The sequence below is a fragment of the Pseudomonas sp. CK-NBRI-02 genome, assembly GCF_008124495.1.
GTDB classification, from domain to species: Bacteria; Pseudomonadota; Gammaproteobacteria; order Pseudomonadales; family Pseudomonadaceae; genus Aquipseudomonas; species Aquipseudomonas guariconensis.
In genome coordinates, this window is the sequence record NZ_VSJH01000022.1 from 1 (window position 1) to 15043 (window position 15043).

Genomic DNA, 15043 nt, shown 5'->3' on the forward strand with positions numbered 1-15043 from the left:
ACGGCTACCCTTCAACCCGTTCAGCGCCGGGTTCGCAACCGAGCAACAACAGCATGGCCCAGGCCTGGCCAACTGACCCCTACTTGCCGTCCTCGACCTCTTTGCCATTGGCATCGAGCACCTTGGTGGACGGATAGCGGTACGAGGCGTAGCGCACCACAAGAATCGAAAACGCCAGCAGCAGGATGCCGCCGCACAGATACAGCAGCCCGACGTCTGGCGCTTTGTGGTGCGAGACATCGCCGATCAGCAGACGGGTCAGCGCGGTGATCGCCACATACAGCAGGAAGCGGATCGGCATGTGGTTGGTCTTGAAATAGATACCGACCATCGCCCCCAGCTCCAAGTAGATGAACAGCAGCAGGATGTCATCGACGCTGACCCCACCTTTGCCCAGCATGTCCAGGAAGGTCACCACCGCCGCATAGGCAGTGATGGCGCCGATGCCGAACAACGCCAGGTAGTGGAACGCCTCGACGCACAGGTTGCCCAGCGAGTCCGCCGAGCCATGCAGGCCCTTGCGTAGTTTTTCTGCCCATTTGATGTTCACGATGTTCGTTTTCCCCGATACGAGCTGAAGGATGATGCGTCACCTCTGTGACGCTTGTGCATGCAGTAAAAAGGCCAGGCCTTTGCCTTGGAAGGCGACCAATTGCCGCAAGACACCTGTGGGCTAGGCTCTGAAGGGAAAAGGCCATCACTTGAGTTGCATCACGGTGGCTGGAGCGAGTACTGTATATAAATACAGTTAACCCATAACCCCAACAGCAAAAGGCACAGAGGTGATGAATGGCCGTCGAAGTGGTGTACCGCAGCAGCCGCGACCCGGAGCGCTTGTTCATGGATAAGGCCGAAGCAGACCGTCACGACAAAATGCTCGAACTGGCCGAGCGCCTGGCCGAGGTGCTGCAAAAGGCCGTGCCATCGTTGAGCGAACAGCAAGTCGAGGAAGCCGGCATCTACATGGCCAAGAACCGCGACGTGTTCGCCCGGGCCTTCAAGAACCAGCCGGATGCCTTGGCCGAGCTGCTTGAGAATCAGGCTGAATGACCCAGGCTCATCCGTAGAGCAACCGCTCCGCCAGCATCTGCGCCACCCGCGCTGGTGAACGCTTCTCCGCCTGGGCATGGGCAAATACTTCGGTCAGCCGCGTGGGAATGCGCGCCAGGTGTGCGGTGATGGTGCCCAGGTCCTCGCCCCGGTGGGTCAGGGCCACATAGATCAGGCCACCGGCATTGATCACGTAGTCCGGCGCATAGAGGATGCCGCGATTTTCCAGCTGATCCGCCACTTGCAGCGTAGTGAGCTGGTTGTTCGCCGCGCCTGCCACGGCAGCGCAGCGCAACTGCATCACGCTCTGGCCATTGAGCACCGGCCCGACGCCACAGGGGGCAAAGATGTCGCAGGGAGTGCTGATCAGCGCGTCGTTGGTCACAGGATGTGCCCCCAATTGCTCCACGGCCAGGCGCACGCGTCCAGGATCCAGGTCGCTGACCAATAATTCCGCGCCCGCCGCGTGCAACTGTTCGGCCAAGGCATAGCCGACATTGCCCAAGCCTTGCACAGCGATGCGCAGCCCCTCCAGGTTATCGCTGCCCAGACGCGCCATGGACGTGGCGCGAATGCCCGCGAACACACCCATCGCGGCATGCGGCGACGGGTCGCCTGAGGCTGTGGTGCTGGTGACATGGGGTGTGGTCTGGGCGATGCAGTCCATGTCCAGGGTGGAGGTGCCGCTGTCCACGGCGGTGATGAAGCGCCCCTGCAGGGTATCGATGAACCGGCCGAATGCTTCGAACAGCGCGGCGCGGTTTTCCACATGCGGATTGCGCACGATCACCGCTTTGCCGCCCCCCAAAGGCAGGCCCGCCAATGCCGCCTTGTAGCTCATGCCCTGGGCCAGACGGATGGCGTCGGTCATGGCACTTTCATCATCGGCGTAGGGTAGATAGCGACAGCCGCCCATGGCCGGGCCCAACTGCTCGCTATGAATGACCACGACGGCCTTGAGGCCTGTTGGCGGGTCGATGCACAGGTGCAAGGACTGGGTGCGGGTGCTTTGCATGAGCGCGAACATCAACGGGCTCCCCCGAGAGGTGCTCCTTCCAGTATAGGCAGGCCGCCAGGCTCCGAGCCTCTGGCGGACCACTGGACGAAAGCACGCGCCAAGGCTAAAAGATAAGCGTATGCGGAGAGTGCCCATGAACCCACGTCAAGCCTGCCTGGCCTGCCTGGATCGCGAGCCTGTCGCCCTGCTGGAAGCAACGCTGTGGATAGCGGCCGAGCACGACCGGACGGTGGACCCGGCGGCGAGCCTCGCCCAAGTGCACGACTTGCAGCGAGAAATCAGCGCCAACCTGCCAATGCTGCCGCTCCACGAGCTGGCCCAGCCCCTGCTGCGTCAACTCAATGCCCTGGGTTTCGCGCAGGATGAATACCATCCGTTGCGGCCCCAGGTGGCGTTGATGGACAAAGTCTTGCAGCGCCGCCGCGGCCAGCCGTTGACCCTGGCCATCCTCGCCCTGGAACTGGCGCGACGCCTATCGATCCCCCTGGAGGGCGTGAACTTCCCCGGCCACTTCCTGCTGCGTGTGCCCGGGGCCGACCATTTGCTCGATCCTTGTGGCGGACGACGGTTGTACCCCGCCGACTGCCGAGAACTGCTGGCCCGCCAGTTCGGTCCCCATATGCCGTTGAGCGCCGAACACATGCACAGCGCTGCCCCCATGCAGATGCTCCAGCGCCTGTCGCGCAACCTGCGACATCTGCACAGCAGCAACGAAAACGACCTGGCCGCCTTGATCGACGCCGAACGGGTGATGCAACTAGGCCCGGTACTGGCAAGCGACTACCTGGCCCGCGCCACGCTCTACCAGCACCTGGATTGCCCCCAGGCCGAGCGCTATGACTTGGAGCACGCCTTGCTGCTGACCGACGACCCGATCCAGCGTCTGAAATTGAGCGAACGGCTTGGCCAACTCCCGTCGACCAAGCGTTCGATTCACTGAGCCGGGGTGTCCGGCTGGCAGGAGGGATGCGCCTCGGCGAAGGCCGGGTGTGCCTGTGCCAAAGCAGCCACGCGAGCGATGCGTGGATAGCCGCTGAGGTCGACATTGAATCGCTCGGCGGCGTAGAGCTGAGGGACCAGGTAGACATCTGCCAACCCCGGCTCGTCACCGAAGCAGAAGCCTCGATCACCGATCAATTGTTCCACCGCCGCCAGGCCCTGGCCGATCCAGTGGGCGATCCACTGGTTGACCTGGGTATCGTCATGGCCCAACTGACGCAACTGGTTGAGCACGCTGACGTTGTGCAGCGGGTGGACGTCGCAGCCGATGATCGCCGCCACACCCCGCACTTTGGCCCGAGACTCGGCACTGGCCGGCAACAGCGCAGGTTGTGGATAAACCTCTTCGAGGTACTCGATGATCGCCGGTGACTGCACCAGCAACTCCCCGCCATCGGTCCGCAGCGCGGGCACTCGCCCCTGGGGGTTGAGCGCCAGGTAGTGCGCCCCACGCTGCTCGCCCTTGAGCAGGTTGACCGGCAGGGCCTGGTAATCCAGCCCCTTGAGCGCCAGGGCGATGCGTACCCGATACGAGGAAGTGGAACGGTAATAGGTGAACAGCTCCATCGCCCTGACCTCTCAGTTGGCCGAGATGATCTTGCCGCGGCATTCGCCGAAGCCGATGCTCGCCACGCCGTCACGGATGCAGCGGGCACGCAGGATGATCTCGTCGCCGTCCTCCAGGAACTTGCGCACCTCGCCGCTGGCCAGCTCCACCGGATGCTTGCCACCTTCGGTGATCTCCAGAAGGCTGCCGAACGAGCCGGGCGTGGCGCCGGACAGCGTGCCCGAACCGAACAGGTCACCCGGCTGCAACTGGCAACCGTTGACGCTGTGGTGAGCCACCATCTGGGCCACGGTCCAGTACATGCTGCGGGTGTTGCTCAGGGTCAGGCGATGGGCTGGCAGGCCCTGCTCGCGCATCTTCTCGGTAACCAGCAGCACTTCCAGCTCGATATCGAAGGCACCCGCGGCCTGGTCACGCTTGTCCAGCAGGTAGGACAGAGGCTGCGGGTCGCCTTCAGGACGCGGCGCCTGGGCGCAACGGAACGGCTCGAGGGCTTCGGCAGTAACCACCCAGGGCGAGATGCTGGTGATGAAGCTCTTGGACAGGAAGGGGCCCAGTGGCTGGTATTCCCAGGCCTGGATATCGCGCGCGGACCAGTCGTTGAGCAGGCAGTAGCCGGCCACATGCTCAGCGGCGTCGCTCACCGGGATGGGCTGGCCCATGTCGTTGCCTTGGCCGATCCAGATGCCCAATTCCAGCTCGTAGTCCAGGCGCGCACACGGGCCGAAGTTCGGTTCGGTCTGCCCGGCCGGCAGGGTCTGGCCCTTGGGACGGCGCACGTCGGTACCAGAGGGACGGATGGTGGAGGCACGGCCGTGGTAACCGATCGGCACGTATTTGTAGTTGGGCAGCAGCGGGTTGTCCGGGCGGAACAGCTTGCCCACGTTCTTGGCGTGTTCGATGCCTACGTAGAAGTCGGTGTAGTCGCCGATCTTCGCAGGCAGGTGCAGTTGGCAATCGCTGGCCGGATACAGGGCAGCCTTCAAGGCCGCTTGATGCTCGCTGTGCTCGCCCAGCAGCACCATCAAACGCTCGCGCAAGGCCACACGGGCTTCACGGCCCAGGGCGAAGAACGCATTCAGCGCGCCGCCTCGGGTGGCTTCGGCTGCGACCTTGGCCTGGCCGTCGAACAGGCCGGCGCCCAGCACGGCTTCCAGATCGAGGATCGCGTCACCGATGGCTACGCCGCAACGCGGTGCCTGGCCTGGACGGCTGAAGATGCCCAGGGGCAGGTTCTGCAACGGGAAGTCGCTGTGCCCGTTGGCGTGCTCGACCCAGCTACGGGCGATGGCGGTCTGGTTCATGGGTTATCTCCGATTCGGGTTGAAGGTGCTCGGCAAGGTGGCCCAGCAACTATCGTAGTCGGCCTGCAGTTGCGGGCACTCGAGGGCATGACGGCTCGGACGCAGCACCTGGCTGGTCTCGAACATGAATGCCATGGTGTTGTCGATCTTGTGCGGCGCCAGGTCCGCGGCGATGGCCTTCTCGCAGGTTTCGGCGTCTGGCCCGTGGGCGCTCATCACACCGTGCAGCGAGGCACCGCCCGGAAGGAAACCTTCAGCCTTGGCGTCGTAGGCCCCCTGGATCAGGCCCATGAATTCGTTCATCAGGTTGCGGTGGAACCAAGGTGGACGGAAGGTGTTCTCGGCCACCATCCAGCGTGGCGGGAAGATCACGAAGTCCATGTTGGCCATGCCGTGGACGCTGGTCGGCGAGGTGAGCACGGTGAAGATGGAAGGATCGGGATGGTCGAAGCTGACCGTGCCGATGGTATTGAAGCGACGCAGGTCGTACTTATACGGCACGTTGCTGCCGTGCCAGGCGACCACATCCAGCGGCGAGTGCTGCAGTTCGCAGGCCCAGTGTTCGCCGAGGAACTTCTGCACCAGTTGCACTGGCCCGCTGACCTCTTCGTAGCGCGCCACTGGGGTCAGGAAGTCACGCGGGTTGGCCAGGCCATTGCTGCCGATCGGGCCCAGGTCCGGGATGCGCAGCGGGGCACCATGGTTCTCGGCAATGTAGCCACGGGCCTGGCCGTCGAGCAGCTCGACGCGGAACTTCATGCCCCGAGGGATCACGGCGATCTCCAGCGGCTCGACTTCCATCACCCCCAGTTCGGTGGCGATGCGCAGGCGGCCTTGCTCCGGCACCAGTAGCAGTTCGCCGTCGGCATTGAAGAACACCCGTTCCATGGAACGATTGGCACGATAGATGTAGATGCTCACGCCAGCCGGCTTCTCCGAGGCCGAGTTGGCCACCATCGGCAGCCAGCCTTCGATGAAATCGGTGGGCTCGGACGGGATCGGCTGGGGGCTCCAGCGCAGGCGGTTGGGGGTGATCTGGCCCAGCGGGCCGGTCAGCGGTTGACGCTCCAGACGCTCGAAGCGCGGGTGCAGCGCCGAGGGACGAATGCGGTACAGCCAGGTACGACGCAGCTCACTGCGGGCCATGGTGAACGCGGTACCCGAGAGCAGTTCGGCGTACAGGCCGTAAGGGGCTTTCTGTGGGGAGTTCTGCCCGACCGGCAGGGCGCCGGGCAGCGCTTCACTGGCGAACTCGTTGCCGAAGCCGCTCAGGTACTGAAGATCAGGGGAAGAATCGAGATTCATCGGGTGCCTCCGGGCTCGATGAGAGCCGTTGCTGGCAGCTGGCTGCTGGCCCTGTCCGGCGCGTTCCGGTGAGTACTCCAGGCGTTGCAGCGCGTCTGCATTGTTTTTATCGTAATCAGATTACGAATAACGTAATTTGATTGCCGAAAGGCGTCAAGCTATAAAGACGCCCACCTGTCTCCCCTGGATTCCCATCCCATGGCCAAAGCCAGCTCCCCTGCCGACAACGGCAAGCAGAAGGTCCGCTCGGCGGAAGTCGGCACCGACATTCTCAAAGCCCTTGCCGAACTCTCTCCATCCACGTCGCTGTCGCGACTGGCCGAACACGTGGACATGCCGGCGAGCAAGGTGCATCGCTACTTGCAGGCGCTGATCGCCAGCGGCTTCGCCGAGCAGGATCCTGCCACCAACCATTATGGGCTGGGCCGTGAGGCACTGCGGGTGGGCATGGCGGCGCTGGGTAGCATCGACGTGCTGAAGGTCGCGGCGCTGCCCCTGTCGCAACTGCGCGACGAGCTCAACGAAAGCTGTTTCATTGCGGTGTGGGGCAATCAGGGGGCGACGGTGGTTAGCATCGAGCCTGCGGTGCGCGCGGTGACGGTGGTCACGCAGATCGGCTCGGTCCTGCCGCTGCTCAGTTCGTCCACAGGCCTGGTGTTCGCCGCCCACCTGCCCGAACGCGAGACAGTGGAACTGCGCGACCAGGAGCTGGCCGCCATGGACCAGTCATTCAGCGACTACGAGCCCGTGCTGGCCCAGATCCGTGCACGCGGGCTGCATCACGTGCACGGTTTGCTGATGCCCGGCGTGGACGCGCTGTCCGCGCCGGTGTTCAACGCCATGGGCCAGATTGCCGCGGTGATGACGGTGGTCGGTCCGACGTCGATCTTCCATGCCGACGAACAGGGACCGGCGGCGAAGCGCTTGCTGGCGGCGGCAGGCGCCGTCAGCAAGCGTATGGGGTATGAGCCAGAGGCCTAGCTCATGCGTTGAGGTGCCGTCCCTGACCCCGATGGCGGCCTCAGGTGAACTGACGAGGGGCTGATTGCTCTGTGGAAGCAACCAGTTGCGTATACCACGACAACTCTTCCTCGAATCGTTTATTCAACGGTTGGAAAGCACCCGAGCCAAGCTCCTTGAACACCTCATGCCGCTCATAGAACGCTTTGAGTGCCTCGACTTGGTTCTTCACCCATAGACTCAGTGCGGATGACTCCCCAGGAAACAACGTCGACCAGAGTTTGCTGCCTCGATCAACCAGCTGGGTACCATAGAACTTCACCACATCCGTAATCCCGGGCAAGCTGGCGACGGCTCCGAGCAGGGATAACAGTGCTGCCGTCTTATCGCCATCACGCAACGCCGCGAGGCTGCGGTAGAACCCAGCGCCGGCCTTGATGAAGCCCAGAACGATTCGCGCCGGCGGGAACGCCAAGGCGATGACATCCGCCACCAGACCGACCAGCCAGAACACCTCTTGGGTGATACGCCTCGCCGCGCTGTAGGCATCGCGTTTCGCATCGGCCAGCAAGCGCTGTATACGCTGGCGTAGAGCAACCGAAAGATCCCGGATGTTGTACAGCACCTGCAACGACCGGGCGATCCTCGCATTTCCCTTGCTTTCTGACGCATCGGCGAAGTCATCGTTTCGCACGCTCTCATTGAGTTCGCGGATCAACAGTTCATCGTCAATCGAGACATGCGCGTAGACCCAGTCCTGCAGAGCATCGCTTCGCCACTGCTCGACAAAATCCTCGACCGTATAAAGGTACCGCCCACCAGGCCCATCGCTGAGATAGACCAAAGTGCCCTTGGCCTGGGGCGACTGCAGCAGGTACCCACCGACTACAGCGGCCCCGTTGATCTTCAGCATTGCCAATTTGCAATCGTCGACAAAACTGCCCCGATGAAATGCCATGCAGACCGGTTTCAGCCAGTCGGCATGCGCGTCGCTGAGGCGTCCGCTCTGCAGCTCCACCAGACAATCGCGTTGAATTTTCATGCCTGTGATGTGGCGATGCAGCTCCAGCGGCCTGGACTGGGCATCTGCGTCCGGGTCGAGATAACTCTTGCGGATCTCATCGCAGTACCCCTCACCGAGCCTGGCGGCCCGGATGTAACCATCGATCGCTCGGTTGCTCAAATGGGACAGGTCCTGGCCCACGGTCGACGTCAGCCTGGCGAAGTCCCTGAAATTGAAATCCGCGGGGTATCCGCTGGCCACCACTTGGGTCAAGGACTGACGAACGCCATGCTCCAGCTCGACCAGAACGGTATCGGCATCGATCCATCCCTCCTTCTTGCCCGGGAAACGATTGATGCGCTCGCTCACGCGGTCACGGGCATAGGCCATGAACGTCGGCACCTGGGCAGCTGCCTGGTAATCCGTCATCAGCACGCGCAACTCGTGGTCGATGTCGTCCACGCGTCGTTGCAGCGTCCCGTCCGGCCTGGCAGGTACCACCGGCCGGATCTCTTCGAGATCGTCGAGAATCTTCATCACCCTCAACTCGGTCCAGTGCTGGATCACTTGCTGCCAGCCGTCAATGTCCTGCGGATGCAGGGTGATCGTCTCGCGTGACCATTCCTGAGGCAGGCTGGCTATACGCGTCAGATATCGATTCAACGCAGGACGGTCGGCATGGCGGACACGCTCGACGAGGTAGTCGCGCCCCGCAGGCATGGCGGTCAGTGCCCCCAGCGCGAAACTCATCTGCCCAGGTGAGTTGAACGCTTGCAGATCGCCCGCCGGCGACCCGGGCGCATAGAGCACATGGATATCATCGCTGTAGATGTACAGATGATCGGTCAGAAGCATTTCGCCATTGATGGACAACAGGGCCACCGTGATGGTGCTTGTTCCGGAGCGCTGCGCCCATGTGTCCTGTGTGGCCTGCTCGAGCAACCGCACCGCTCTGCGATCAAGGCCCTGGAAGTCCGCCGCCTGCCTGGCGAGTTGCAGCCTGGCATCCAGCGCTCTGCTCAGCAGATAGCGGTTTTCGTCGAGGGCATAGATCTGCTCGACGTGCTCGACATAACCTCGATGCAGTTGTAATTCATTGGCGAGCGACCATACGCCTTGGTCGCCCAGGGCATTGCGCAGGCCCTCGTGCTGGATCGTCATTGCCAGGCGCTTGCCATGGTAAGCACCGCCACAGACCCATTCGAGCAGTGAAACCATTTGCGGCGGCGCATCCGCTGTGAAGTCGTGTCTGACATGCAGTCGTACCTGTTCGGCAGACAATTGCGCAAACCCTTTAGCGGTCAACCAAGCGTCAAGTTGCTGGCTGGCATAGGTGTAGAAGTCACTGTGCTGAGTTTGCTCGGCCAGTTGGCGCTCGGTTTCGTTCACAACCTGATGCAGCTTCGCCAACCGCTCGCGCTCGGCAGGCGACAGGTGTCGCAACCACTGCGGCGCCAGGTCCTTGCGCAAAGCACCGACGGCATCGGCCACGCTTGCTTGGAGTTGTTCGAACAAGGGCACAAGGGCAACGGCACCCTCACCGTTTTCAGGCTCAGCAGCAAGCCCGTCGATGACCAACCGGCGTTGCAGCAACTGCATATCTTCAAGCAGATACACCTCAGGTCGACTCCGCAGCGGCCTCAACACCAGCTCGACGGACGTGGTGTCCGTCAGGGCCGCACGCGCTCGGGCGGGCAGACCCTGTGTCCAGCAATTATCCGCCCGCAGGTAGCGGACTAATGTCTCGACCATACGTTGATGGCTATCGAACCAGACACCGGCCCCCAAGCCGTAGAGGACGAAAGACAGCTCATCGTCATAGGGGTTATCGCACAGCGCCACAAAGCCAGGAATACGCACCAGCTCACCCTCTTTCGTCTTCAGTGAGACGGATGCAAAGACGGGATCAGCGTCTGGCAGCAGAGCTTCGATGTCCTGTCTGGGAGCGCCACGACGCAAGGCACGGGCTCGCACCTGCAGAGTCAGCAACGCCCGAAGCTGTTCATTCAGCAGCGGGGACTGCTCCATCCACCAGTGATCGCTTTTGACCTGCCAATGTTCGTCCAGCCACCGCTCGGGATCGTCGACAGGCGTGACACGAGGCGGCAAGCCGGGCGCAAGCGCAACTTCGGCCTGCATCATCATGGTCAACACGACCAAAGCGCTCAGGACATCCTGGCCAGCGACAGGCGAGACCGTGGAAGGAAAGGTCAAGGGAAAATTCATGACTTCTGTCTCAATGCAATGTAGGAAATCGCAATGTGCAGAAATCAGAAAGAACAAAGCTGATGGAAATGCAGGTGTACTAACCTACGTTCAGACCTGAAGAACCTACTGAAAACGCCGCAATGAGCCTCGAGACGAGGGGAAGGATTATCACCGGCAATGTAAAGGTGAATGTCATAAGGAGGTGTTTTTCCCACCTCGAGATACACCTATTCTTACGGCATTGGATCGGTACGAAGGCGCCCCCCAGCCTTTCGGGCCACCAAGGTTCACCGACGTTGATTTTGAAGCTCCTTGATCTAACGTCTCGATTGGCCGCTGCGATGCAGCGGCCTTTTTTATGCCTGCAACCCCCTAGGACCAGGCCACCTTGCGTGGCGCCTCGATCATCGGCTGTTCACGAAACGACAGGTAATGGCGCAGCACCTGTTGCGGAGCCTCGGTGTGGGGATAGTGCCCAATGCCCGGCAGCGCCACGGTGTCGGGATCGGGTACCAACTGCCGGTAGCGCTCGAGCATCCGCGCGCCTGACAGCGGATCGGCCACGCCATTGATGAAACGCAGCGGTACACATCGTCGCAGCAAGGCGCCCACCCAGCGCTCACGGTGCAGGCGTCGCTCGGGCAGGTAACCGATCAGCTTGTGCAGGATGCGCGTGCCGCGATTGGCAACGATCAGACTCCAATAATCATCCAGGGCACTTTCGCTCGGGTGCGTGCAAGGGCCATAGATATGGCTGACGTTGCGCACCAGGTCATCGCGCCCAAAGCTGCGGGACACCAGCCAGCCTAGGGGGCTGAGCAGCAGCTTTTGCACCAGCAAGACCTGGTAGCACTCTGGGAACAGCCCACTGTTGAGGAATGCGCAGCTGGCGATCTCGATGCGTTGTTCACAGTGGCGCGCCAGCAACTCCTGGGCAACGGTGCCGCCGTAGTCGTGGGCCAGCAAATGCACAGGCTGATCGATGTTCAGATGGGCGAGCAAGGCCTGTTGCAGGTCGGCTTGCTCCATCAGGCTGTAGTCATGGTCCAGCGGCTTGGCCGAGTCGCCAAAGCCGAGCATGTCGCAAGCGACCACACGAAAGCGCTGGGTCAAGGGTACCCACAGGTAGTGCCAATCCCAGCTGGCCGTGGGGAAACCGTGAAGTAGAAGCAGTGGCTCTCCCTGCCCTGCTGTCCAGTAGCGGATGGTCTGGCCCCGAAAGGCAAAACTCTGAGCTCGGGTACGCCAGACGCACAATGGTATTTCGGCCAGTGGCATCAGTGTTGTCCCGGTAGATAAGTGTTGGCGTCATAAGGCAGGGCTGCGTTCATTGCAAGTTACCTCGGCACTTACATGTGCTCTCTATGTCGAGGCTCAGTCTAGCCAGCACACCGGGCGACGAAACTTGCGTTGGCAGCCAGCTTGCTGGCTTTGCGGGTCAGGGGCACGAACGGTCACAGCAGTCTTGCCAACAGGGGGCCGGCGAACAGGTTGAGCAGGCCGGTGAGCACCATGACCAAGCCGGCCACCGAGCCTTCCTCACGGCCCACCTCCTGCGCCCGACTGACCCCGGCGCCATGGGCACCGACGCCAAACAGCGCGCCACGGGCCAGGGGCGTACGCAAAGGCAGCACGCGCAGCAACACGCCCCCGAACATGGCGCCAAGTACGCCGGTGAACATGACGAACACCGCCGTCAGCTCCGGCACGCCGCCCAGGTCTTGGGCCAAGGGCATGGCAAAGGGCGTGGTGATCGAGCGCGGCAACAACGACCGGCTCACCGCATTGTCGAGTGCCAGCAGGTGCGCCAGGCCCCAGGAGCTGGCGATCGAAGCCATGCTACCGGCCAGCATGCCCACTAGCAGCGCCGGCCAATGGCGCGCCAGCATCATCCGCTGCTGCCAGATCGGCACTGCGAAGGCCACGGTCACCGGGCCCAGCACGCCCATCAACCAGTGGGTGTCGCGCGCGTACTCGGCATACGCAGTGTGCAGCGGCACGGCCACCGTCAACAGCAATGCCGGCACCAGAATCAGCGGCGACAGGACATAGCGCCCACTGCGCCGGTACAGCCAGCGGCTGCCCAAGTAAGCAACAAGGGTCAGGACAAGCCAGAACAACGGCATTGGCTCAAGGCTCATGGCGCAGCCTCCAGCGGCAGACCAGTTCCACCGTGACGGCGGTCACCACCATCACCATCAGGGTGCTCACTGCGATCACCAGCAGGATGCGCCAACCCTCGCTGCGCAGCAGGCCACCGTAGTCCAGCAGGCTCATCAGCGCCGGAATGAAAAACAGCAGCATTTCAGCCATCAACCAACCCGCGCCGGCCTGCAAGGTGGCAGGTTTGAGCACGCCGCAGGCGAACAACAGCAGGAGCAAGGCCAAGCCCATCACCCCACCCGGGATCGGCCATCCCAGCCAAGTGGAAAGCTGGCCGCCGAGCAGAAACAAGGCAAGCAGGACCGCCAGCTCGACGAGCAGGCGCAGGTATTTTTTCAGTAAGGCGGGTTTCATTGGGAAGGGTCCTCGGCTGGGGTCCATTCTAGATTTGCCCTGCCTAGGCCAGAAGCGAATTGTTAGACTGATCGCCATTCCAAAACGGAATTCGAAACATGGAATTCAAGCAGCTTCGCAGCTTCATCGAAGTCGTGCACCGCGGGGGCTTCACCCAGGCGGCGCAGACCCTGCACATCAGCCAGTCCGCCGTGAGCAAACAAGTCGCGCAACTCGAGCAGGCCCTAGGTCAGCCCTTGCTGGAGCGCCAAGGCTCGCAATTGCACCTGACCGCCGCCGGGCGCATCGTCCTGGCACGCGGCGAGGCATTGCTGCGCCAGCGCCAGGAGCTGCAAAACGAGCTGGACGATCTCAGCCAGATGGCCCGCGGCGAACTGCGCCTGGGTTTGCCGCTGCTGGGCAGCGATGCGCTGTTCGCCGGTTTGTTCGCCGAATACCGGCGGCGTCACCCGAACATATCGATCCAGCTGATCGAGGGCGGCAGCCGCACGGTGGAACAGGCCGTCAGCAGTGGCGAACTGGAGCTGGGCGGTTGCATCACGCCCACGGACCCGGCGTTCGTGTACCAGCCATTCTGCGATGAGCCGCTCGATGCGCTGTTGCCCCAGGCGCATGCCTTGGCGAAGGAGCTCCAGATCGAGTTGCTGCAGTTGGCGGACACACCATTTCTGCTGTATCAGCGCAGTTTCGTGCTCAATGACCGGCTGCTCGGTGCCTGCCAACAACTAGGCTTCACGCCCAAGGAAGGGGGACGCAGCGGGCAAGCGGACTTTCTGGCCGCACTGGTGGCGGCCGGGCAAGGGGTGGTGCTGCTGCCGCGGGTCGTGGCACGGGCTCTGGAACGTCCAGGCGTGGTGCGGGTGCCATTGAACCCACCGGATCTGCGCTGGGACATCGCGTTCATCTGGCGCCGTGGGGCCTACCTGTCGAAAGCAGCACAGGCGTGGTTGCAGTTGGTGCGCGAACGGCCTGCGTCAGGCCTGTAGCCGCGGCGACGTCCTGTTCGCGGGTAAACCCGCGCCCACAAGGATTGCGTTGAGCTTGTAGGGGTTCACCCGCGAACGGGCCGTGTTAGGTATGCGCCCGTATCAAACCTTGAGCGCCGCCGCCAGCTCAGCCAGCCACGGCTCGGCATCAGCCTCGGGGGTCACGGTCTCGCTGGCATCCAAGCGCAGCATCGGCAGTACTTCCCGCACGCCCAGTTCGGCAAACAGCTCGCGCATCTGCTCGCCACCACCGCAGTAGGTATCGCCATAGCTGGAATCGCCCAAGCCGATCACCGCGCCGGGCAATCCTCGCCAGGCCGCCGGCAGGGTGTCGCGGATCGTGCTGTACAGCGGCATCAGGTTGTCCGGCAGCTCGCCCATGCCAGTGGTGGAGGTCACGGCCAGCAAGGCATCCGGGGCAAAGCCCTGCAGGTCTTGGAGGTTGGCACGGGCGGCATGCCAGGCATCGAAACCGGCGGCTTTGAGCACAGACTCGGCGTGACGGGCGACTTCTTCGGCGGTGCCATACACCGAGCCTGAAATAATGGCGACTTTCATCGGGCAGAGGATTCCGAAACTGAGTGAAAACGTAGGATACTAGCATTCACCCGTGGCAAAAGGCCGCACTCCCACCGAAGTCCCCCGCTTGCCCAAGGCCCGGACATGATCAACGCGCAACTGCTGCAATCGATGATCGATGCGTCGAACGACGGAATCGTGGTCGCCGAACAGGAAGGCGACGACACCATCCTGATCTACGTGAACGCAGCGTTCGAACGCCTGACTGGCTATGCCCGCAACGAAATTCTCTACCAGGACTGCCGCTTCCTGCAGGCCGATGATCGCGACCAACTCGGCCGCGCGCGAATCCGCAGGGCCCTGACCGAAGGCCGGCCATGCCGGGAGGTGCTGCGCAACTACCGCAAAGATGGCAGCGCCTTCTGGAACGAGCTGTCGATCACGCCGGTGCACAACCCCGCCGACCAGCGCACTTATTTCATCGGCATCCAGAAGGACGTCAGCCGTCAGGTAGAACTGGAGCGGGCACTGGCCCAAGCGCAGGCCCGGCTGCACGCGCTGGAATCCGACGAACGTAGCTGAACGAAGCGCTTTGCGCGCGGTCAA

At 62.6% G+C, this 15043-nt stretch carries 15 protein-coding genes; 5 read left to right on the top strand and 10 right to left on the bottom strand.

What is annotated here, in order from left to right:
• Positions 1-79 precede the first annotated feature (79 nt).
• The gene (locus DQ397_RS15690; RefSeq protein ID WP_043207367.1) at positions 80-550 is read right to left on the bottom strand and encodes a phosphate-starvation-inducible protein PsiE; all 471 of its coding nucleotides are present in this window, start codon (positions 548-550) and stop codon (positions 80-82) included.
• 239 nt (positions 551-789) lie between these two features.
• On the opposite strand from DQ397_RS15690, the gene DQ397_RS15695 reads away from it, so the two are divergent.
• Positions 790-1050 carry a YebG family protein gene (locus DQ397_RS15695; RefSeq protein WP_043207364.1) on the top strand — a complete coding sequence of 87 codons (261 nt, stop codon included), beginning with the start codon at positions 790-792 and terminating at the stop codon, positions 1048-1050.
• Positions 1051-1057: 7 nt separating this feature from the next.
• On the opposite strand, the gene DQ397_RS15700 is transcribed toward DQ397_RS15695, so the two are convergent.
• Complete coding sequence (locus tag DQ397_RS15700) at positions 1058-2077, bottom strand: Glu/Leu/Phe/Val dehydrogenase dimerization domain-containing protein (RefSeq protein ID WP_090346826.1); 1020 nt, start codon at positions 2075-2077, stop codon at positions 1058-1060.
• 124 nt (positions 2078-2201) lie between these two features.
• On the opposite strand from DQ397_RS15700, the gene DQ397_RS15705 reads away from it, so the two are divergent.
• A complete protein-coding gene (locus DQ397_RS15705; protein WP_043209573.1) occupies positions 2202-3008 on the top strand; it encodes a SirB1 family protein in 807 nt (268 codons plus the stop codon).
• Here the strand turns inward: DQ397_RS15705 and maiA are convergent.
• Genes maiA through hmgA form a run of 3 tightly spaced genes read right to left on the bottom strand, consistent with a single transcriptional unit; the run spans position 3002 to position 6244 of the window.
• Positions 3002-3634 (bottom strand): maleylacetoacetate isomerase, encoded by a 633-nt coding sequence (gene maiA / locus DQ397_RS15710; RefSeq protein WP_043209575.1) that lies wholly within the window; start codon positions 3632-3634, stop codon positions 3002-3004. The genes DQ397_RS15705 and maiA overlap by 7 nt on opposite strands.
• Before the next feature lie 12 nt (positions 3635-3646).
• Complete coding sequence (gene fahA, locus DQ397_RS15715; RefSeq protein WP_043209577.1) at positions 3647-4939, bottom strand: fumarylacetoacetase; 1293 nt, start codon at positions 4937-4939, stop codon at positions 3647-3649.
• Between the two features lie 3 nt (positions 4940-4942).
• Positions 4943-6244 (bottom strand): homogentisate 1,2-dioxygenase, encoded by a 1302-nt coding sequence (hmgA, locus tag DQ397_RS15720; RefSeq protein ID WP_043209578.1) that lies wholly within the window; start codon positions 6242-6244, stop codon positions 4943-4945.
• A 198-nt stretch (positions 6245-6442) separates the two neighbouring features.
• Here hmgA and DQ397_RS15725 point away from each other — a divergent pair, with 198 nt between their 5' ends.
• Positions 6443-7225 carry an IclR family transcriptional regulator gene (locus DQ397_RS15725; protein ID WP_043209580.1) on the top strand — a complete coding sequence of 261 codons (783 nt, stop codon included), beginning with the start codon at positions 6443-6445 and terminating at the stop codon, positions 7223-7225.
• A 40-nt stretch (positions 7226-7265) separates the two neighbouring features.
• Here the strand turns inward: DQ397_RS15725 and DQ397_RS15730 are convergent, their stop codons facing one another.
• The 4 genes from DQ397_RS15730 to DQ397_RS15745 form a co-directional block, all read right to left on the bottom strand.
• Positions 7266-10433 carry a hypothetical protein gene (locus tag DQ397_RS15730; RefSeq protein WP_043209582.1) on the bottom strand — a complete coding sequence of 1056 codons (3168 nt, stop codon included), beginning with the start codon at positions 10431-10433 and terminating at the stop codon, positions 7266-7268.
• A gap of 354 nt (positions 10434-10787) precedes the next feature.
• A complete protein-coding gene (locus DQ397_RS15735) occupies positions 10788-11693 on the bottom strand; it encodes an alpha/beta fold hydrolase (protein WP_043209585.1) in 906 nt (301 codons plus the stop codon).
• Between the two features lie 176 nt (positions 11694-11869).
• Positions 11870-12556 carry an LrgB family protein gene (locus DQ397_RS15740; RefSeq protein WP_043209587.1) on the bottom strand — a complete coding sequence of 229 codons (687 nt, stop codon included), beginning with the start codon at positions 12554-12556 and terminating at the stop codon, positions 11870-11872.
• Positions 12546-12932: a CidA/LrgA family protein gene (locus DQ397_RS15745; protein WP_043209588.1), complete on the bottom strand. Its 387-nt coding sequence runs from the start codon at positions 12930-12932 to the stop codon at positions 12546-12548. The genes DQ397_RS15740 and DQ397_RS15745 overlap by 11 nt, the downstream gene beginning before the upstream one ends.
• 98 nt (positions 12933-13030) lie before the next feature.
• On the opposite strand from DQ397_RS15745, the gene DQ397_RS15750 reads away from it, so the two are divergent.
• Positions 13031-13918, top strand: coding sequence for a LysR family transcriptional regulator (locus DQ397_RS15750; RefSeq protein ID WP_043209590.1), 888 nt, complete (start codon positions 13031-13033; stop codon positions 13916-13918).
• Between the two features lie 102 nt (positions 13919-14020).
• Here DQ397_RS15750 and DQ397_RS15755 read toward each other — a convergent pair whose 3' ends face one another.
• A complete protein-coding gene (locus DQ397_RS15755; protein WP_043209593.1) occupies positions 14021-14476 on the bottom strand; it encodes a flavodoxin in 456 nt (151 codons plus the stop codon).
• Between the two features lie 105 nt (positions 14477-14581).
• Between DQ397_RS15755 and DQ397_RS15760 the strand changes: the two genes are divergently transcribed.
• A complete protein-coding gene (locus DQ397_RS15760; RefSeq protein ID WP_043209595.1) occupies positions 14582-15019 on the top strand; it encodes a PAS domain S-box protein in 438 nt (145 codons plus the stop codon).
• Positions 15020-15043 lie beyond the last annotated feature (24 nt).